Here is a 19,009-nt window from a genome sequence, read left to right as displayed (position 1 = left end):
CTGCTGTAATAGCCTTATTTTCTACGGACTTATCCGTAAATTGAACGCTAATCGAACTAAGTTTCAAAAACTGTCTTTTTTGATGAAAAAGCATAATATATTAGTTTCTTCACTGCTTTTGGGCGGGCTTTTGACGCAATCGGTAGTTGCGCAGGTGGCTACGTTGAACACCCGAATGGATAAAATGGCTGAAAGCCTTGAAAAAAAGGTGGTGACATGGCGTCGGGATTTTCACCAGCATCCTGAATTGGGAAACCGGGAGTTTCAGACAGCCGCCAAAATTGCGGCCCATTTGCAATCGCTAGGCATGGACGTGAAAACGGGTGTGGGCAAAACTGGCGTTGTGGGTTTGCTAAAGGGAGGTAAACCCGGCCCGGTTGTGGCGCTTCGGGCGGATATGGACGGATTGCCGGTAACCGAGCGGGGCGATATTCCTTTTAAGTCGCAGGAGCGGACGGAATACAATGGCCAGCAAACGGGGATTATGCACGCTTGTGGACACGATTCGCACATGGCCATTCTGATGGGTGTAGCCGAAATTCTGACATCCGTTAAGGCTGATCTACGTGGAACGGTTAAGTTTATTTTCCAACCTGCCGAAGAAGGCGCTCCTCAGGGTGAAGAAGGGGGCGCTTACCTGATGGTGAAAGAAGGGGTTCTGGAAAACCCAAAAGTGGATGCCATTTTTGGGTTGCATATCAACTCACAGACCGAAGTAGGAACCATCAAGTACCGTCCGGGCGCTACGATGGCTGCGGTAGACTCGTATGCGATTAAAATTAAAGGAAAGCAGGCGCATGGAGCGGCTCCCTGGTCGAGCGTGGACCCTATTGTAACGTCGGCACAGGTAGTTATAGGCTTGCAAACCATTGTAAGTCGTAACCTTATATTGACTGATAATGCGGCTGTAGTAACAGTCGGCGCATTACATAGCGGTATTCGGCAGAATATCATTCCCGAAGAAGCGAACATGATTGGTACCATTCGTACCTTTAGCCCCGAAGCGCAACAACTGGTGCATCGCCGGATTAACGAGATTGCTACTAATATTGCCGAAAGCGCAGGTGCCAAAGCCGAAGTGAAAATTGATGTGATGTATCCGGTTACGTACAACGATCCGAAACTAACGGACCAGATGATTCCATCGCTCGAAACGGTAGCTGGAAAGAACAATGTGAAAATTACACCCGCACAAACCGGGGCCGAGGATTTCTCCTTCTACCAGCAAAAAGTACCTGGTTTCTTTTTCTTCCTGGGTGGTATGCCGAAAGGGAAAAAAGGAACGGAATTGCCTTCGCACCATACTCCTGATTTCTACATCGACGAGGGTGGCTTTGTGCTGGGTATGAAATCGTTATGCCGCCTGACCACCGATTATATGGAGTTTGCTAACAAAGGCGTTGCTGTTAAGGAATTGACCCTGGGTGGTCAGTAGAAATTTAAACACAGCGTCTCGGCGAACACAAAGCTTTAATCTCTGTGTTCTCCGAGACGCTGTGTTTAAATTCTTTTTCGATTGCGAAGAATTCTGGATAACAAGCTGGGAAAGAAGCGTTTGAGGTAGATGCCGTAGATTTCGGAGCCGCCAATGTAGACTTCCTCTTTTTGTGCATTAACAGCCCGTAACAGCCGCTGGGCAAATACATCGGGAGCCATTCCTTTTTCCTGATTAACATCCATTTTGTTGTGCTTCTGTCCATTGGCTTCCAGGGCATTGAGCGAGATGGCTGTTCGAATGTAGCCAGGACAGACGATGGTTACCCGAAGACCTTCCTCATAGACTTCCGACCGAAGGGCATCAAAAAATCCATGCAGGGCGTGTTTACTGGCGCAGTAGCCGGAGCGTTGTTTGGTGGCTAATTTACCCGCTACACTGCTGGTAACGACAAAATGGCCGTTGCCCTGCGTTAGCATAATCGGCAAAACAGCTTTGGTGAGCGCAACTACCCCGAAAAAATTGACTTCCATAATCTGCCGATAAACCGAAAAGTCGGTATCAGCTACCGTACTCCGCTGGCTGATGCCCGCGTTTTGAAATAGGTAATCAATACGGCCAAATCGCTGGCGTACTGTTTCGACGTGTGCAGCCAGGCTTGCTATATCCGTCATATCCATCGGCACGATTAACACTTGGGAAGCTGGTAGACCCGTTTGGTTAGCGACCCGCTGTAACCCATCGGCACGACGCGCAGACAGCACAAGAGATACGTTTTGTTGCCTGGCGAGTGCTAAGGCAACGGCCTCCCCGATACCGGACGATGCGCCCGTAATCCAGACTACAGAATTGGTAAAGCTCATACGAGTGGTCGATTAAAATTCGATGCGAGCCGTTTGCTCCGTTACAATGAGCTTTATGTCTTTACCAATTGGCAACGCCAGATTGAACGGAACGTGCCCAGCCGGAAAATCAAATAGCACCGGATAGCTGTAGGCCGAAACGGCGTCAGCAATAATCTTGAAGGCGTCCTTACCAAAAGGAAGCGAAGTGTTAGCACGCATATCGGTAAACTGGCCGACGACCAAACCGGCCAGATTGGCCAGCCGCCCGGCCCGCCGAAACTGGGTGAGCATGCGGTCGAGGGAGAAAAATGTTTCGTCGATGTCTTCGATGAACAGAATTTTTCCAGACAAATCCACATCGGTAGGCGTACCAATCGAATTACTCAGCATGGTTAAGTTTCCCCCTACTAAGACACCTGTAGCCTTGCCGAGTCGGTTCAGGGGGTGTACGGGTACGGTGTACTGAGCGGGCGTTTCACCAAATAGCCACTGCCGTACCGATTCCAGTGAAGCGGCCCGGTCAGGATCGCCAAACTGACGGGGCATAAGTCCATGCAGACTCACAATCTGATGATTGGCCAACAGGCTGAGTAATACCGTTACGTCGCTGAAACCGATTAGCCATTTTGGATTAGCCCGTAATCCCGTCAGATCAAGGCCATCAGCAATTCGGTAGCAGCCATACCCACCCCGGGCAGCAAATACAGCCCGGACGTCTGGGTCGTCGAATAATCGTTGGATGTCGGCCCGACGGAGGTCATCTGAACCGGCAAAAGGTCCGTCAATCGCGTACAGACTATCTCCTTCGATTACGTTTAGGTGCCAGTTTTCGCGTAAAATGCGAAGCCCATCGGCCAGTTCTTCATACGGAAACCAACTCGCAGGAGCGACTACGCCAACCGTATCGCCGGGCTGTAAAAAAGGAGGTAGAATCAACGTTAATGTATTGTTTTTTAAGGTACTCAATTCAATGGTACTTCTTCAATGTCGTCGAGTTTATCCAGGTCAAGCAGGACACGACCTGTTTGCGCCCCGTCGTACATGGGCCGGAACTTATATCCCCAGCGTACTTCATCGTGGCGGTATGAGAAACGTCGATGCACGCCCTGCACAAAGGTGTCGTCCAGTGCCTGAAACGAAATCAAAAATTCAGTATCTGTTTTTTTCAGATCTTCAGACGTAAGGCCATACAAGGGACTAGATTCTGTGATGGCGTGTACCAGCGTCCAGTTGGCCGGGAAGAAAGCCACTTTATTTCGTTCGAGGTGGAGGTTGTAGTATTTTCGGGAAAGCGTTCCCTCTGCATTGGTTTCTACCCGTGATAAACTAACGGTGATTTCCAGGTTAATAAGCTGATTTGGCCGTGTGTTGATAATGCGGAACATCCAGGCATTTACATCCAGATATGGGGCCAGCACAGCATGTTTCGAAAAACGGATGTGGGCCACCGGGCGCGAAAACCGCCCGTAGAGCAGTCCCGTAGCGAGGGCAAATGCCAATAGCCCAACCATCGACTCGAAAGCTGAAATACAACTGGTCAGGAAACTATTGGGTGAAATATGTCCATAGCCTACGGTCGTGAGTGTTTGTGAACTAAAGAAGAAACACTTCCAGAAGGGCCCGTAAATGGAGTCATCGTCCATCCCTTCGAGGGTGCCGGCTCCTGCCAGCATATAAATGCCCGCGAAAAGCGTATTGGCTATCAGATAAGCCAGTAAAACCCAGCCAAAAAAATGCGACCAGCTCATAGTAATGAGTCGGTTATAAACATTTAACTGGTCCCATAAACTGGCATTGGCATGAACAATGTTGAAGCTTCCATCCTGGTTGACTAACCGGGCCTGGGCGTCGGTGAGTTTGGTGCCAAAGCCGATGTCGTTGCGTTGTTCTTCCTGTTCAACTAACCGACTGTTTTTGGGCGTTTTCTTAAAAACCTGGCGGGTTGATGAATTCATAATGAGCAGAATTGTTACGCTATCACCAGTTATGGTCTACTGACAAAGTTATAGCAAATTTGTTGGGCTTTGACTGCGAAGCTGCAATCATTCCAATTCTGATCATTCAATGCATCCAATTGAAATTGTAACAGGTCTGCTGGGAGTTACCTCCTTGTTGGTGGTGGTAGCCCGTTGGCTGCGCATATCGTATCCAATTCTGCTGGTTATTGTGGGGCTTTTGATTGGCTGGATTCCGGGTTTACCCCCCGTTATTTTGTCGCCCGATGAAGTTTTCCTGGTTTTCCTGCCGCCCTTGTTATATGCGGCTGCCTGGCAGATCGATAATCTGGAGCTCAAATTATACAGTCGATCAGTATCGTTACTGGCTGTGGGCCTGGTTTTATTTACCTCAACACTGGTTGCTCTGGTCGCCCACGCGTTTATTCCGGGCTTTTCGTTGGCGCAAGGGTATTTACTGGGGGCTATTATTGCACCTCCCGATGCAGTAGCGGCTACGTCTGTTATGCGCGGCCTCAACATACCCAAACAGATTACGACCGTACTGGAAGGCGAAAGCCTGGTAAACGATGCAACCAGCCTGATTATCTACCGGTATGGACTTGTGGCTATACTCACCAATCATTTTGTTCTTTGGGAGGCCAGTTATCAGTTTATCGGTATTGCGCTGATCAGTGTGGCTATTGGGCTGACCATTGGCTGGATTATGATCTGGGTTCATCGAATGATTAGTAAAGATAATGTGACCAGCACGGCCATAACCCTGCTAACACCCTATGGTTCCTACCTGATTGCCGAAAACTTTCACCTATCCGGCGTGTTGGCCGTGGTAACGACGGGTCTGTTTCTGTCGGCCCGAACCTCCCAGATTTTTACGTACCATAGTCGATTGCAGACGAATTCAGTTTGGGAAATCGTCGTTTTTCTACTCAATGGACTTGTCTTTATCCTGATCGGTCTGCAACTACCTATGATTGTGGCCGACCTGAACGGATACACACTTCCCGAAGCGATAAATTATGCCTTACTGATCAGTGTAGTGGCAGTCATTAGCCGACTGATATGGGTATTTCCGGGAGCTTACCTACCGCGCTGGCTCAGTCCACGTATCCGCAAGCGTGAAGAAAAACCAGCCTGGCAGCAGATTATGGTTGTTGGTTGGGCGGGTATGCGTGGGGTTGTCTCGCTGGCTGGTGCTTTAGCGTTACCTAATACCTTACCCAATGGCCAGCCTTTTCCGGCCCGCGACCTGATTTTGTTCATCACGTTTATCGTTATACTTATTACGTTGGTCATACAGGGGCTGACCTTACCCCTGCTGGTAGAGGCTCTTAATGTGCGCGAGGATGTCGACGAGAAACAGGAAGAACGCAAGCTGCGTCGTAAAATGGCACTACAGGTGATTACGCATCTGGAAGAAAACCACTCAGCAGGGTCTGTGCATGATGATGTGCTTAACTACGTGAAAAACACGTATGAACTACGAATCAATGAACTGAATGGGATGCTGCGCGGATCAATCAGTACCCCTCATAAACCAACGGAGCTCTATCAGCAGGCTATCCGCCTGCAACTTGAGCTGATTGATGTGGAACGCACAGTGCTAATCGAGCAACGCCAAAGTACATTACTGGATGGGGAAATTATTCGGAAAATGGAACAGGAGCTGGATCTGGAAGCGGCTCGTTTGAGCCTGGCCCAACCATAGGATTAAATTGGTATATAGGCGCGGAATGGCAAGTGGTTAATAGCTAGGATATTAAATAGCTTTATCAAGGTATTAACGATTATACAACAGTTTTTTTGTTGTGCGTTAGGTAAATATACTTATATTTATACCCAGTTTCTTCGAAACCCCATCCGTAATAATTCCTTACTAATTAGTAACCTATGGCATTTCATCAGGGTATGATCAGTTTGGTTGTGCCCGCTTATAACGAAGAAGAGAATCTTCCCGTACTCGTGCATCGGTTGATGGCAGTGATGGCACAGTACGAATCGTACGAAATCCTGATCGTCGATGATGGTAGCTCCGACCAAACCCGCTACGTATTGCGGCAGTTGAGTCAGGAATATCCGGTTGTGCGGTTCATTTCCTTCTCGCGCAATTTTGGTCATCAGATGGCTTTACGGGCTGGTTACGATAATGCGCGCGGAGATGCTGTTATTTGCCTGGACGCCGACCTTCAGCATCCTCCCGAACTGATTCCAGCTCTAATCGAAAAATGGCGGCAAGGCTTCGAGGTGGTCTATACGGTTCGGCGGCCCGATCCTAAGCTGTCGTGGTTCAAACGTACAACCTCAAAATATTTCTACCGGGTGCTGCGCCGGGTTTCGAACCTGGAAATTGAAGATGGCGCTGCCGATTTCCGGTTGCTCGACCGGAAAGTTGTGGACACCATTAAGCAGTTCAAAGAAGCGGATTTATTTCTGCGGGGCGCTATTTCATGGGTAGGCTTTCGTCAGTGCCGCATTTTGTATGAACCAGCCGCCCGGTATGCGGGTCGTTCAAAATATTCGTTCCGCAAGATGATGCAATTGGCGGCTATGGGCATTACGTCGTTCTCAACGCGTCCGCTCTACCTATCGGTCACCCTTGGCTTTTGCATGTCGCTATTTGCGGTCCTGTTTGGGGCTGAAGCAATTTATGAGCATTACTTTACCAATGAAACCGTATCGGGCTGGACAACCCTGGTGTTGCTGCTGGTGCTGATTGGTGGGGTACAGTTTATCATGATCGGGATTATCGGCGTATATTTGGGCAAAACGTTTGTCGAAGTGAAAGGCCGACCTGCTTATATTATCGGCGACACGAGCGAGATCGAGGAGACAGTAACGCCATGGCAATCCCCAATCGAGGAAGAAATATTTTATTCACCGTTGACGTAGAAGAATTCGATACCGCCGTTGAATTCGGCCACAACATTCCATTGAATGAACAGGTGGCCGTTTCAACGCGTGGTTTAACGCTCCTGGCTGAGCGGTTCGATATGCTTGATGTTCGAACCACGCTGTTTACAACGGCCAATTATGCCCTTCATGAGTCGGCTTTGATGTTGCGTCTGGCCAACAGGCATGAAATAGCGTCGCACGGCTATTATCACACAACCTTCGAACCTGCCGATCTGCTCAAATCCCGACTGGCTTTGGAAGATCTGCTTAAACGCCCGGTTACGGGCTTTCGGCGGGCACGGATGGGATTCGTTGATCCGAACGATGTGAAGCAGGCTGGTTATCAGTATAATTCATCCCTGCACCCAACCTGGCTCCCCGGTCGATATAATCACTGGGGCGAACCCAGGCACCCGTTTCGGGAAGTGGGGGTATGGCAAATTCCGGCATCGGTTACGCCGACACTTCGTTTACCGCTCTTCTGGCTGAGCCTGAAAAATTTTCCGTTTAGCTACTACAAATCACTTTGCCGACAGACTCTCCAGGCGGATGGCTTTCTGAACCTGTATGTACATCCCTGGGAGTTTACGGACTTATCGGCTTACGAAAAAATCCCTGCCTACGTGCGTCGGCATTCGCGCGATGAGTTGCTGGATCGAGTTGAAAAGCTGCTACGGTATTTGAAACCGATGGGTGAGTTTAAGACGATGCAGGAATTTGTAGACGGCTTGTGAACTGTTTCTAGATAAAAATAACATCGTCAATCACATCGCTGCCCATGTCTTTGTTGACAAGTTGAATCAGTTTCTGTTTCGCATTGACCAGTTCATTGCGAAGCGGGGCCGACGCAATTTCAATATGAAGCTTTCGATCGCGAACATAGAGCCGGTTTGTTCTGGAGGCAATCGCTGGACCCATCATTTTCCCCCAGAAGGCTTCTAGATAGGTTTCGTTAAAGCGGGTTTGAAGCTGATAAGCCTTCAGCAGTTGCCCAATGGCGTCCTTCACAGTAGTGGTTCCTGCTACGCGGGTAGCGTTGTCGCGATTGTAGCGGTACGTTTGGTTCATGGGGCGGAAGGTAATTTCATTACAAAAGTAAAGAAGGATTAAACGCCATGTATGACAATTGAGGGCATTATCTAAAAAATAGTTAAACGATTAGAAAAAGCACCCGTTTTTTGGATTCGCACCCGTTGGCTGTTATACTTGCAGTATCAAGTCAATAGTTACGCGGTTTTATCATACCGACGCGCGTTGATTTATATAGAAGCGGGGAGAGATCAGGCTCTGCGAACCGCTGGCAACCTACCACATGGCAAGGTGCTAACTCCTGCCTAAAGTTATTTAGGGACTATAAATCGTTTCTTCACATGCTCTGTCTTCAACGCTGTATGCCCGCCGGGGCCTACTAAGCACAGCCACCTTCTGCCACGAAAACTGGGAGGGTTTGTCGTGTTCGTCCAGTTATCGGTTGCAGCCGGTGCAGGTTCGTACGAAAACAACCTGCTATGGATCGGAAATCATATTTTTTACCAAAACCACGTTAGAACTAAATCATTAATCATGTCAGAACTGCATTTCGAAACACTCCAGCTACACGCAGGCCAAGAGCCAGATCCTACAACCAACGCTCGGGCAGTACCTATTTACCAAACGACATCGTATGTGTTCAACGACTCGGCTCATGGCGCCGATTTGTTTGCCTTAAAAGCATTCGGCAATATTTATACGCGCATCATGAATCCAACCACCGATGTGTTTGAAAAACGCATGGCGGCTTTGGAAGGGGGCGTGGCTGCGCTGGCTGTGTCGTCGGGGCAGGCAGCGCAATTTATTGCCCTGAATAATATTCTGAATGCGGGCGATAACTTCGTGACTACTTCATTCCTGTATGGAGGCACCTACAATCAGTTCAAAGTGTCGTTTAAGCGGTTGGGCATCGACGCTCGTTTTGCGGATGGCGATAAGCCCGAATCATTCGCCAAACTGATTGATGAAAACACGAAAGCCATTTACCTCGAAACCATAGGTAATCCGGGCTTCAACGTTCCCGATTTCGAAGCGTTTGCAGCTTTAGCGAAACAGCACGACATCCCCCTGATTGTCGATAATACGTTTGGTGCAGGTGGATACCTGTTCCGACCGCTCGAACATGGGGCTGCCGTGGTTGTTGAGTCGGCTACAAAATGGGTTGGCGGACATGGTACCAGTATCGGCGGGGTTATTATCGACGGTGGAAATTACAACTGGGGTAATGGTAAATTCCCACAGTTCAGTGAACCGTCGGAAGGGTATCATGGCATGGTATTCAGCGATGTTTTTGGGGTGGGTGGGCCATTTGGCAACATCCAGTTCATCATTCGGGCCCGGGTTGAAGGCTTACGCGATTATGGCCCGGCGCTGAGTCCATTTAATGCCTTTTTACTGATTCAGGGATTGGAAACGCTCTCGCTGCGCGTGGATCGAACTGTCGAGAATGCGCTGGCACTGGCCCAGTGGCTTGAACAGCACGACCAGGTTGAGTTTGTCAATTATCCTGGTCTGGAAAGCAGCTCATACCACGAACTGGCCAAAAAGTATTTGAAAAGAGGCTTTGGGGGCGTATTTACCTTCAAAGTAAAAGGCGACAAAGATGCCGCCGATCGGTTTGTAAACAGCCTGAAATTAGTGAGCCACCTGGCCAATGTAGGCGATTCGAAAACGTTGATCATCCACCCAGCGGCTACCACACACCAGCAACTGAGTGAGCAGGAGCAAGCCAGTGCGGGTGTTGAAGCCGGTGTTCTGCGGGTTTCGGCTGGCATCGAACATATCGACGATATCAAAGCTGATTTCGAACAGGCGTTCGCTCAGATTGCCCAACCAGTGTTAACGTAGTTTATGGTTTTCGGTTTGTAGTATTCTGTTTACGGTAGATTGCCGTTACTATAGGTTGCGTCAGCTCACCGTAAACCGAATACTATAAACCGAATACTGAAAGTACCGTAAACTGTAAACTTTTTTCCATTGACACTACAGTATTTCGATTACAAGTATTCTTTCTCACTCGAATCGGGTGAGAGCCTACCGGGATTTCGGCTGGCCTATACAACGCGCGGTACCTTAAACGAAGATGGGTCGAACGTCGTATGGATATGCCATGCACTGACGGGTAATGCGGATGCGGGCGACTGGTGGGGAGGAATGGTAGGCCCCGGCCGGTATTTTGATCCCGACTCGCCAACAGGAACGGGTCAATTTATTGTTTGTGCTAATGTGCTGGGCTCCTGCTATGGCTCAACCGGGCCGTTATCCGTAAACCCTGCGACTGGGCAGCCGTATTATCATGATTTCCCGGCGATTACCATTCGCGATATGGTAAACGCGCTGGATTTGTTACGGCAGGAGTTGGGTATCGAAAAAATCCGTACCTGTATTGGTGGGTCAGTCGGTGGCGAGCAGGCATTGGAATGGGCGATTCTACAACCCAACCTGATTCAGAATCTGGTCATCATTGCCGCCAGCGCCGTTGCTTCACCCTGGTGCATTGCCTTCAACGAAGCCCAGCGGATGGCTATCGAAGCCGACCCAACCTGGCCCGAACGACGAGCCGATGCAGGTGTAGCGGGTATGAAAGCCGCCCGGGCGATGGCTATGATTTCGTATCGGAATTACGATACCTATGGATTTACACAGGCACTGGATAACAATGAGCAGTTGGACGGCTACAAATCTGCCAGTTATCAGCGGTATCAGGGCGATAAACTGGCCGACCGATTCAATGCTTTTACGTACTGGACGCTTTCGAAGGTGATGGATTCGCATAATGTGGGCCGAAATCGGGGGAGTATTCTGAATGCACTCGGCCAGATTAAAGCCTATACATTAGTAGTTGGTATTCGGTCTGATTTGCTGTTCCCACCTACTGAGCAACAGTTTCTGGCTCGCCATATTCCGAATGCGACCTACGAAGAAATCGATTCATTATATGGTCATGATGGTTTTCTGATTGAATTTCGACCACTGGCAAACATCATTCGAAAATGGATGGCCAGTGCTCCCGTTCATGCTGAAATAGCGAAACTGGAAGAGGTTGTTCGGCAGGTTAAATAACAGCATATGGTTTGGTATGAAGCCGAAGTTCGGCAGTTGGAAACGAAATTGATGACATTACCGCCCGCATCCGACAGGGTGGTTTTTTATGGTAGTTCATCTATCCGGCTCTGGACAACGCTGGCGCAGGACTTTCCACAAATCAACTCCCTGAACCTTGGGTTTGGTGGATCGACGCTGGCGGCATGTTCCTGGTTCTTCGAACGACTACTACTGCCCGCTGCTCCGAAAGCTGTTCTGTTTTATGCAGGCGACAACGATCTGGGCGACGGGCGGCATCCCGAAGAGGTGTATTTGTTCTTCTGCACCTTTGCCGATAAAATGCGTCACCATTTCCCTGATTTGCCGCTTTTCTTTTTATCCATAAAAATTAGCCCGGCTCGCTGGGGCCTTGTTGATCAGATTCGGTACACCAATCAGCTGATTGGCAAAGAGGTTGGAAAAAGGCAAAATGCTCATTACATTGACATGACTGCTCCCTTACTCTGGCCAAATGGACAGCCGCGCCGGGAAGCATTTGAGAATGATGGACTCCATTTGAGCCCAGCCGGGTATCAGGCCTGGAAGCGAACACTTGAGCAGCAAGTCGCGATTTTTTAACGATTTATTTACCTGATGCGTAGCAGTTTTTTGGCTGTACGAGTGTATTTTCATGGGTACTTAACAGATACGGCATGCATCGTGAGTATCATAAATGGTTTAGCCCAAATCTTAACCGGGACATGGAATTGCTTGTTTTTGGCCATGCCGGAGCGAGGATGCTGGTTTTCCCGACTCGGCGCGGGCGATTTCATGAGTATGAAGATTTGGGTCTCATTGAAGCCTTGGCTGACCGTATCGAAAACGGCTGGTTGCAGCTATTTTGCGTAGATAGCGTCGACCGGGAAAGCGTTTATAATCGCTTGGCAAGTCCACAGGACCGTATTCGGCGGCACAATCAGTACGAACAGTACATTTTGAATGAAGTACTAACGTTTTCAAGGCTGATAAACCCCCAACCCTTTATGATTTCGCATGGATGCAGTCTGGGTGCTTACCATGCATTGAATATTGCGTTTCGGCACCCTCAATGGTTCGGGAAAGTAGTTGCGTTCAGTGGGCGTTACAATCTGTCGGAGCCCGTAGCCGAATTTCGTGGGTTGTTTGACGGGTATTACGACGACGATATTTATTTCCATAGCCCCAACCACTTTCTGCCAAATTTACAGGATGAAATGCTACTGGATCACCTTCGTCGGATGGAGATTGTGATGACTATTGGGACCGAAGATCCCTTCCTGCCCAGCAACCTTAGCCTAAGCGAAACCCTTTGGATTAAAAACATATCGCATGAGTTATACCTTTGGGATGGCCGCGCTCATCAGGCTGAAGACTGGCGAAAAATGGTGCAGTTATACTTATAACTTGTTCTGCCAGAATTAACTAAATAGCTCAAGCAGGTTGGAAATAGCTTCAGAGGAATGGAGAGAGTTGGTTTGCTCTAACGTTATTCGGGCTATCTCGGAAGCTCTAAGCCGCATCTGGTTTTCATATGTAGTAATGGCAGATTGTGTATCTGTGAAGGTTTCGTTGGTCAGGCAGTTGCTTAATTCCAGCGCATCGAGCATCGCCATATTTACTCCCTCGCCCGCATATGGTGGCATTAGATGGGCTGCATCGCCCAACATGGTCAGGTTCGGTAAGGTATCCCAAGTCTGGTCTAAAGGCATACAATACTGTGGTCGAATTGTCAGCGGGAAGCTGGCTTTTTCAATTAATTCAAGCCAGGCCGCATCCCATCCGATAAATGTTTCCTGAAACCACGTAAGGGCCTGTTCTCGGTTACTAAAAGCGTTTTCATGGTCATGAATCCAGAATTCATCTGTTTTACTACCCGTGTAAAAGACTAAACTGCCATCGCCTTTCGAACTGACGATCAGTGTTTTCTCATCGCCAAGTGCAAAGATTTTACCCCCGTTCAACAGCGTATGGATAGCAGGCACTGTGGTTTCTGAATCGTATACATTTCCTTCCACAATAGTAACGCCGGAATATAACGGCTTGATGGACGTAATGAGGGGTCGTATTTTGGAATTGGCTCCGTCGGCCCCTATGACTAAATCAGCAAAGGCGGTCGTGTCATTTTTAAAATCAAGTTGCCAGCCGTTGCCGGATGGTGTGAGCCCTATAAGATGGCTGTCCCAAACGACGGTGTTCGGTTGTAGAGAATCGAGCAATAATTTCCGTAATGGACCACGATCAATTTCGGGGCGGAACAGATCATCGCTAGCAGTAAAGCCATCATCGAATAGGATTGTCCCCGCTTTATCCAAAATCCGTATTCGGTCGGCTCCAGGTCGATACGCTGCTTTAAAAGCATTCATTAACCCGGCTTCCTGCAAGGCTAATAAGCCACTATCGTGGTGAAGGTCCAGCGTGGCACCCTGTACCCGAACATGTTCGTTTGTATCGCGTTCGTAGACGTTAACGTTGGCGCCTTTCTGTTGTAAAAGTCGGGTGAGTGTCAGGCCACCAGGGCCACCGCCGATAATGGCTATTTTTTTGTTTGTGATGTTGTTCATTGTCTGTTGTAGTTAATGGGTTTATTTTTTAATGAGTATTCCGCTGATTACCGCTTCGCAGCAGTCGAGCATAAGTTTTTCGGTAATGGGTTGTGCAGGTCTGTCAAGATGTTCGACGTATTCATTGATTAGGTCGAAAAGGGGGGCGAAGAGTAAAGCTCTATGAACCTCAACTGGAAAATGCCGGATGGTGCCAGCGTTGGCATGATGGGCGAGAAAGCGGTGGATAGGGGCGAAGAATTGGCCTTCCTGAATGTCTCTTTCCCGAAATGCCTTGTTCAACAAGGGCGATGATTTACCGTATTGCATCAGCGCGAAAGCCTGGCGATTCTGCTGGAAATAGTGGAAAGTGTTCTGCCAGAGCCTTTTTATCCCTGAAACTAAGTCCATACTTTCGTCGAAGTTCTCCAGTATAGCGGATTCATAAGCGCCTAACACTTCATCAATGAATAGCTTGATGAGCAGATCTTCTTTATTCTCATATTTAATATAAATGGTACGGGGCGACACATTGGCGGCTTTGGCCAGTTTCTGCATACTCAGATTTTCCAGTCCTTCCTCCTGAATGATTTGCAACGCTATTGCCCGGATCGATTCTTCTTTATCAAGATTTCTTGGTCGCATAAGCTTCGAGGTTCCTGTGATTTGAAAGTATAATGATTTTTAATAAATAAACGTTCATTTACTATTAAAATATCTAAAATTCTTTTAGCCTAGGTTTAAGCTTGCCATTTTGTGCGATCCTATGGGGGCATACAAAATGCTTACTTACTAACAAGTAGTTTTAACTGGCTATGGTAGCTTCTCGGTAAGGAATAAGTAGGGTGGATGGAAATGATGGATAAAGATTTTCTCTTTACTATCGGGATATTTGGCGAAATAGCTGCTGTCGGCTAGCAGCACAATGGTATTGCCGGTTCGGACGTAGTCGTTGCTTTTGTAATAATCGGGAGCGACATAGCCGTTCAGGTTTTTCTTCACGGTATTGGCGGCCAGTTTGCCCAGGTATTTCTGATAATTCTTCTGCGCTTTAAGGGCGGGTTTACTCAGGCTGTTGTACACATACTTGAGTGCCATCCGCTTCAGAAATTTCTGTTTTTTGATCATGGCCGGAGCACCCACAAAAGGGTTAGTTGGGTTAAAATCATTGACGGTCTGTACGGTTAGCGGAACCTCAGGTACCCAGTCGGCAGAGTTAACCACGTTGTAAGCCCACCCGGCCTGAGTAGTGGCTTCGTACTCATAAGCGAAATGCAGATTGCCGGGTTTGGGTCCGGCGCTGCAATAGGTTTTAAACTGTATATCGGAAGGAATTCGGGACTGCTTTTTCAATTGGCGGAGGTGGGCCGTTAAAAGGAAACCAATGGCTCCCCCCTGACTATGCCCCATGATCAGCATGTTTTTGATACCAGTCCGATAGCACGAATCGATTTTTGGGAGCATGTCTTTTGATAGAAAGGCTGTACTGACCAACCAACCGACATGCACGGCTGCCAATGGGCTGGCTGCCAGCTCATACGTAAATTTTTCGGTATCGCTGAGCTGGAGTTCGCCTTTAGCCGGAACCATAGCCGCATAGAAATTAGCCAGCCAGCTAACGCTGTTGGCCGTCGTGCCTCGAATACTCAGAACAGCTACGCCCTGGTTGTTAGCCCAAAGATCCCAGCGGTTGTCCAGCCCGACTATGGGCGAACGGTAAACTAGTTTAAATCGCTCAGGTGTTGGAAAAGCCCTGACATAAGTCGAGTCGCCAAACTGGGCCGATACTTTGAGTAGTTCAATATATTCTGCTTTGTCGAAACCGGGTTTTAGGGGTTGGCCGTAAAGGACCGTTGGGAGTAAAACCAGAAAGAGGTAAACAGTCGCTTGTTTCATAGTTGAGAATGGTTAAACCAAACTAATCCGCTCAGTGAGTCACAATAACTTACTGATCAGTCGTTTGGTCTTCTCAAAGATGAAAAAAAACGGTAATCTTACTTCCCCGTGCGTACTGATTTGACTGAATGGCTATAATGCTTTAACCAGTGCGATCACCAATTTGGCGGAATTGCGGGCGGCTGTCGGGTAAAATTTGTCGTAAGCAATGTGGGCTTCGGCGTCGGCCCGGTCGCTGAGGCTGCGGATAATCAGATGAGGCACCTGAATCTGATAGCATACCTGGGCTACAGCCGCCCCTTCCATTTCGGTCGCGTCGGCCCCGAAATCGGTCCGCAAACTTTTTACTTTGTCAACCGAGGCTACGAACACATCACCTGTCACAACTATACCCGTTACCACCTTCACTGGCCGATTTGAAACCCCGCCCGACGCCAGCGGAATTCCCTCCAGAGAAACGGTTTTAACAACGTTTTCGGCTAGGTGCATGAGTGATGAATCGGCTGGGAAATAAACGGGGTTAAATTCTTTGGTGATTGCGTTACGGGTTTGCCGGGTAGGGGTGTTTTTGTCGGTAATGGAGCTGTAATCGTGGTGAGCAGTTCGTCCGGCTATCACAATATCGCCGGGTTGTAGGTCGGGGTTGGTGCCGCCAGCAATGCCCGTAAAGAGAATGCGCGACGGCCGAAAATGATCGAGCATGAGCGAGGTGGTCATGGCCGCATTCACCTTGCCAATACCCGTTTCGGCTACCACAACACGCTGTTTGCCAATCCGTCCGCAGGTAAACGTAATGCCGTCAACAACAACCGTCTTAGGTTTTTGCAACGATTCTTTAACCAAAGCTACTTCGGCTCCAAATGCACCTAGCAAGCCTGTGATGGGTTTGGCTTTATAGCGCTGCGAAAAGGCGAAAGAATGAAAGAGCGAAAGAATGAAGGAAACAAAGAGAATCTGTAGTCGTTTATTCATACTAAATAATCTAAGTTGTATGATACAAGTTTGATTCTAGAGCGTATGCAAGTAGAAATAAGACAAGCTTGATCAGGAAACCCGCTTCGGTAACGGCATGAATCTTTTGAGGAAATCGCAACTTGACTTGACTAAAAGCTTGTTCGATTGCCTGACGACGCATCTTCTTGTAAGCGGCTATCCAAATCGGGTCAGCCCGATGACTATTACTCTTGCGTTGAATCTGTAAGGAAATCTGTTCACAATCAGCGTACAGTTCCTCTTGTTCGTAGTCGGTGTAGGCAGCATCACCAAACACCTCGCTACCTGCGGGCAAATGCAAATGCATCATCTGAAGAGCTGTTATATCCGCGTACGAACCCGGAAGAATAAAAAATTGCACGGGCTGCTTAGTACTGGTGGTCACTACTTGCACCCGATACCCAAAGAAGAACCGTCGTTTGGAAGCAATTTTGCCTCGATACTCTTCCCCCTTGACCAACCGTGAACGGCTGATGCGAATATTATCGCAAACCGATACAGGAAATGAATCAATTAGATACTGACTGCTCACATTCAAGGCTTTAAAGAAGTCGGCCAAATAATAAAATAAGACACTCAAGGTATGAGCGAGTCGATGCAACCGGCGATTAAAGGCCGACTTTTCCAGCATAAGGACACCCTGCTTGTCCGCCATATAGAGCATGGCTGAAGCTTGGTTGCCCCCAAAGAAACGAGCCGATATGATGGCGGTAGTCAACACAATGCTGTCTGTTACTTTAGGTTTAGCTTGTGGTTTGGTCGATCTAGGGTGATTGGTTTCTAGAAAGAAATCATCTAGAAAGCAGTAAATTGCCACTACTTTTTCAGACATAGTCAGAGCGGGTTACTGATGTTTTCGCACCTCAAAGGTACTCTTGCTCTTGGCTATGTCTTTTTTCTTGGTGTCCCATCAAGCTATTTTCATACAACTTAGATTAAATAGGTGGCCATCAATGGCCACTTGTGAGGGCCAGTACACAAAAGATATCGACAATGAGCAGGCTCAACGGGAGATCGGTCGTTTTGCCGATGGCCAGTTTGATAACACTCCAGGACAGAAATCCCCAAATCAGGCCCTGGGTAATGGAGTAACTGAACGGAATCAGCACCAGCGCCAAAAAAGCCGGTAGCGCATCGTCCAACTGCCCCCAATTGATACGAGTAACGGGCTTCATCATAAACGCACCAACCAGCACCAGCGCGGGAGCCGTAGCAATGGCCGGAATAATAGACAATAAGGGCGACAGGAACAGGAACGGAAGAAAACAACAGCCAGCTACGATTGCTGTCAGGCCGGTACGTCCGCCCTGCGCAATCCCTACTGCCGATTCAATATAAGCCGTACCGGGGCTGGTGCCCAGTATGCCAGCCAGGGTTGTCGCCACGGCATCAGTTAGGAGAGATCGGTTCAAATTCCGGGGATTGCCCTGCTCATCCTGCAGAGCACCGGCTTCGGCTACGCCCACAAACGTAGACAGGCTATCGAACAGATCGGTAAAGGCAAAGGCAAAAATGACCGGCCATAATGACCAGGAGAGCGAACCGACTAAATCCAGCTTGCCAAGCAACGAAAAATCGGGAGCAGCCCAAATACTCTGAAAATTGACCAATGTTTTCTGACCAAAATTAATGGCAGATGCATCGCCCCACCACCGTCCGACAGGCCAGGCTGCCAGCGTCGTCAGTACAATCCCGATGATAATAGCCCCCGGTACATTGCGAATGACTAATACGCTGGTGAGCAATAATCCGAAGACAAAGGTGAGAACAATCGGGTCTTTCAGGTGAGCAATGCCAACTAACGTAGCTGGATTGGCAATGATAAACTTGGCGTTTTCAAACCCAATGAGCGTGATAAACAGTCCGATACCCGCCGATACGGCATAGCGTAACGGTTGCGGAATCGCTCGTACAATGGCCGACCGAAGATTCAGTACCGACATCAGGAGAAACAAAACCCCCGCCCAAAAAACGGCTCCCAAGGCTACTTCGGGCCGGATACCCATCCCTTTTACAGCCGTAAAGGTAAAGAAGGCATTCATGCCCATACCCGGTGCTACTACAATAGGGTTACGAGCATATAGGCCCATCATCAGACTGCAAAAGAAAGAAAGCAGTACCGTTGCCGTCAGAACGCCACTGAATGGTAAACCCGCCTGGCTCAAAATCGCCGGATTCACGACGATGATGTACATCGTCGCCAGAAAGGTCGAAATACCCGCCAGAACTTCGGTGCGGTAATTTCGGGTAGTAGTCATTAGATGGTCATTGGTTGTCATCAAAGATGCATTTGGCGCTAGTTGGACAGTATTTCGTACGCAACATACAAGAAATGATAATTAATAACGCAAAGCAAATGAC

Annotated in this window: 18 protein-coding genes and 1 riboswitch; of the genes, 8 read left to right on the top strand and 10 right to left on the bottom strand. The window is 48.5% G+C overall.

What is annotated here, in order from left to right:
* The first annotated feature begins 82 nt into the window (after positions 1-82).
* On the top strand, positions 83-1,435 hold the full coding sequence (locus tag B5M13_RS27420) for an amidohydrolase (protein ID WP_080058708.1): 1,353 nt from the start codon (positions 83-85) through the stop codon (positions 1,433-1,435).
* A gap of 65 nt (positions 1,436-1,500) precedes the next feature.
* On the opposite strand, the gene B5M13_RS27415 is transcribed toward B5M13_RS27420, so the two are convergent.
* From B5M13_RS27415 to B5M13_RS27405, 3 genes are read right to left on the bottom strand one after another with little or no spacing between them, the layout of a single operon-like run.
* Positions 1,501-2,298, bottom strand: coding sequence for an SDR family oxidoreductase (locus B5M13_RS27415; protein WP_080058707.1), 798 nt, complete (start codon positions 2,296-2,298; stop codon positions 1,501-1,503).
* Between the two features lie 12 nt (positions 2,299-2,310).
* Positions 2,311-3,216: a S66 peptidase family protein gene (locus B5M13_RS27410; RefSeq protein ID WP_080060100.1), complete on the bottom strand. Its 906-nt coding sequence runs from the start codon at positions 3,214-3,216 to the stop codon at positions 2,311-2,313.
* 26 nt (positions 3,217-3,242) lie between these two features.
* Positions 3,243-4,235 carry an ion channel gene (locus B5M13_RS27405; RefSeq protein WP_080058706.1) on the bottom strand — a complete coding sequence of 331 codons (993 nt, stop codon included), beginning with the start codon at positions 4,233-4,235 and terminating at the stop codon, positions 3,243-3,245.
* Positions 4,236-4,344: 109 nt separating this feature from the next.
* Here B5M13_RS27405 and B5M13_RS27400 point away from each other — a divergent pair, with 109 nt between their 5' ends.
* The 3 genes from B5M13_RS27400 (at position 4,345) to B5M13_RS27390 (ending at position 7,861) form a co-directional block, all read left to right on the top strand.
* Positions 4,345-5,943: a Na+/H+ antiporter gene (locus B5M13_RS27400; protein WP_080058705.1), complete on the top strand. Its 1,599-nt coding sequence runs from the start codon at positions 4,345-4,347 to the stop codon at positions 5,941-5,943.
* Positions 5,944-6,125: 182 nt separating this feature from the next.
* Positions 6,126-7,124 carry a glycosyltransferase family 2 protein gene (locus B5M13_RS27395; RefSeq protein WP_080058704.1) on the top strand — a complete coding sequence of 333 codons (999 nt, stop codon included), beginning with the start codon at positions 6,126-6,128 and terminating at the stop codon, positions 7,122-7,124.
* Positions 7,076-7,861, top strand: coding sequence for a polysaccharide deacetylase family protein (locus B5M13_RS27390; RefSeq protein ID WP_080058703.1), 786 nt, complete (start codon positions 7,076-7,078; stop codon positions 7,859-7,861). Before B5M13_RS27395 ends, B5M13_RS27390 begins: the two co-directional genes overlap by 49 nt.
* A 7-nt stretch (positions 7,862-7,868) precedes the next feature.
* Here the strand turns inward: B5M13_RS27390 and B5M13_RS27385 are convergent, their stop codons facing one another.
* The gene (locus B5M13_RS27385) at positions 7,869-8,195 is read right to left on the bottom strand and encodes a DUF721 domain-containing protein (protein WP_020598119.1); all 327 of its coding nucleotides are present in this window, start codon (positions 8,193-8,195) and stop codon (positions 7,869-7,871) included.
* Positions 8,196-8,383: 188 nt separating this feature from the next.
* A riboswitch (SAM riboswitch) is annotated at positions 8,384-8,487 on the top strand.
* A 203-nt stretch (positions 8,488-8,690) separates the two neighbouring features.
* Between B5M13_RS27385 and B5M13_RS27380 the strand changes: the two genes are divergently transcribed.
* The 4 genes from B5M13_RS27380 (at position 8,691) to B5M13_RS27365 (ending at position 12,622) form a co-directional block, all read left to right on the top strand.
* Positions 8,691-10,004 carry an O-acetylhomoserine aminocarboxypropyltransferase/cysteine synthase family protein gene (locus B5M13_RS27380; protein ID WP_080058702.1) on the top strand — a complete coding sequence of 438 codons (1,314 nt, stop codon included), beginning with the start codon at positions 8,691-8,693 and terminating at the stop codon, positions 10,002-10,004.
* Between the two features lie 129 nt (positions 10,005-10,133).
* On the top strand, positions 10,134-11,219 hold the full coding sequence (locus B5M13_RS27375) for a homoserine O-acetyltransferase family protein (RefSeq protein ID WP_080058701.1): 1,086 nt from the start codon (positions 10,134-10,136) through the stop codon (positions 11,217-11,219).
* A 6-nt stretch (positions 11,220-11,225) separates the two neighbouring features.
* A complete protein-coding gene (locus tag B5M13_RS27370) occupies positions 11,226-11,819 on the top strand; it encodes a GDSL-type esterase/lipase family protein (protein ID WP_080058700.1) in 594 nt (197 codons plus the stop codon).
* A gap of 74 nt (positions 11,820-11,893) precedes the next feature.
* The gene (locus B5M13_RS27365; RefSeq protein ID WP_080058699.1) at positions 11,894-12,622 is read left to right on the top strand and encodes an esterase family protein; all 729 of its coding nucleotides are present in this window, start codon (positions 11,894-11,896) and stop codon (positions 12,620-12,622) included.
* Between the two features lie 15 nt (positions 12,623-12,637).
* On the opposite strand, the gene B5M13_RS27360 is transcribed toward B5M13_RS27365, so the two are convergent.
* From B5M13_RS27360 to B5M13_RS27335, 6 genes are all read right to left on the bottom strand, one after another.
* Positions 12,638-13,780: an FAD-dependent oxidoreductase gene (locus B5M13_RS27360; RefSeq protein ID WP_080058698.1), complete on the bottom strand. Its 1,143-nt coding sequence runs from the start codon at positions 13,778-13,780 to the stop codon at positions 12,638-12,640.
* A 21-nt stretch (positions 13,781-13,801) separates the two neighbouring features.
* A complete protein-coding gene (locus B5M13_RS27355; protein ID WP_080058697.1) occupies positions 13,802-14,404 on the bottom strand; it encodes a TetR/AcrR family transcriptional regulator in 603 nt (200 codons plus the stop codon).
* Between the two features lie 168 nt (positions 14,405-14,572).
* A complete protein-coding gene (locus B5M13_RS27350) occupies positions 14,573-15,655 on the bottom strand; it encodes a lipase family protein (protein WP_080058696.1) in 1,083 nt (360 codons plus the stop codon).
* A 132-nt stretch (positions 15,656-15,787) separates the two neighbouring features.
* Positions 15,788-16,627, bottom strand: coding sequence for a 5'-methylthioadenosine/adenosylhomocysteine nucleosidase (locus B5M13_RS27345; RefSeq protein ID WP_080058695.1), 840 nt, complete (start codon positions 16,625-16,627; stop codon positions 15,788-15,790).
* Positions 16,628-16,637: 10 nt separating this feature from the next.
* Complete coding sequence (locus tag B5M13_RS27340) at positions 16,638-17,480, bottom strand: IS982 family transposase (RefSeq protein WP_080054324.1); 843 nt, start codon at positions 17,478-17,480, stop codon at positions 16,638-16,640.
* 118 nt (positions 17,481-17,598) lie between these two features.
* Positions 17,599-18,906 (bottom strand): NCS2 family permease, encoded by a 1,308-nt coding sequence (locus tag B5M13_RS27335; protein ID WP_155297338.1) that lies wholly within the window; start codon positions 18,904-18,906, stop codon positions 17,599-17,601.
* Between the last annotated feature and the right edge of the window lie 103 nt (positions 18,907-19,009).

Origin of the sequence: Spirosoma aerolatum, assembly GCF_002056795.1 — a bacterium.
GTDB lineage: Bacteria > Bacteroidota > Bacteroidia > Cytophagales > Spirosomataceae > Spirosoma > Spirosoma aerolatum.
Note: the sequence above shows the minus strand (reverse complement) of the source record. Positions and strands in the feature narration are given on the sequence as shown.

Excerpts from the sequence above, each read along its gene's own strand:
- B5M13_RS27420 (WP_080058708.1), top strand. The coding sequence starts at position 83 with ATGAAAAAGCATAATATATTAGTTTCTTCACTGCTTTTGGGCGGGCTT.
- B5M13_RS27415 (WP_080058707.1), bottom strand. The coding sequence starts at position 2,298 with ATGAGCTTTACCAATTCTGTAGTCTGGATTACGGGCGCATCGTCCGGT.
- B5M13_RS27405 (WP_080058706.1), bottom strand. The coding sequence starts at position 4,235 with ATGAATTCATCAACCCGCCAGGTTTTTAAGAAAACGCCCAAAAACAGT.
- B5M13_RS27400 (WP_080058705.1), top strand. The coding sequence starts at position 4,345 with ATGCATCCAATTGAAATTGTAACAGGTCTGCTGGGAGTTACCTCCTTG.
- B5M13_RS27395 (WP_080058704.1), top strand. The coding sequence starts at position 6,126 with ATGGCATTTCATCAGGGTATGATCAGTTTGGTTGTGCCCGCTTATAAC.
- B5M13_RS27390 (WP_080058703.1), top strand. The coding sequence starts at position 7,076 with ATGGCAATCCCCAATCGAGGAAGAAATATTTTATTCACCGTTGACGTA.
- B5M13_RS27385 (WP_020598119.1), bottom strand. The coding sequence starts at position 8,195 with ATGAACCAAACGTACCGCTACAATCGCGACAACGCTACCCGCGTAGCA.
- B5M13_RS27380 (WP_080058702.1), top strand. The coding sequence starts at position 8,691 with ATGTCAGAACTGCATTTCGAAACACTCCAGCTACACGCAGGCCAAGAG.
- B5M13_RS27370 (WP_080058700.1), top strand. The coding sequence starts at position 11,226 with ATGGTTTGGTATGAAGCCGAAGTTCGGCAGTTGGAAACGAAATTGATG.
- B5M13_RS27365 (WP_080058699.1), top strand. The coding sequence starts at position 11,894 with ATGCATCGTGAGTATCATAAATGGTTTAGCCCAAATCTTAACCGGGAC.
- B5M13_RS27360 (WP_080058698.1), bottom strand. The coding sequence starts at position 13,780 with ATGAACAACATCACAAACAAAAAAATAGCCATTATCGGCGGTGGCCCT.
- B5M13_RS27355 (WP_080058697.1), bottom strand. The coding sequence starts at position 14,404 with ATGCGACCAAGAAATCTTGATAAAGAAGAATCGATCCGGGCAATAGCG.
- B5M13_RS27350 (WP_080058696.1), bottom strand. The coding sequence starts at position 15,655 with ATGAAACAAGCGACTGTTTACCTCTTTCTGGTTTTACTCCCAACGGTC.
- B5M13_RS27345 (WP_080058695.1), bottom strand. The coding sequence starts at position 16,627 with ATGAATAAACGACTACAGATTCTCTTTGTTTCCTTCATTCTTTCGCTC.
- B5M13_RS27340 (WP_080054324.1), bottom strand. The coding sequence starts at position 17,480 with ATGTCTGAAAAAGTAGTGGCAATTTACTGCTTTCTAGATGATTTCTTT.
- B5M13_RS27335 (WP_155297338.1), bottom strand. The coding sequence starts at position 18,906 with ATGACTACTACCCGAAATTACCGCACCGAAGTTCTGGCGGGTATTTCG.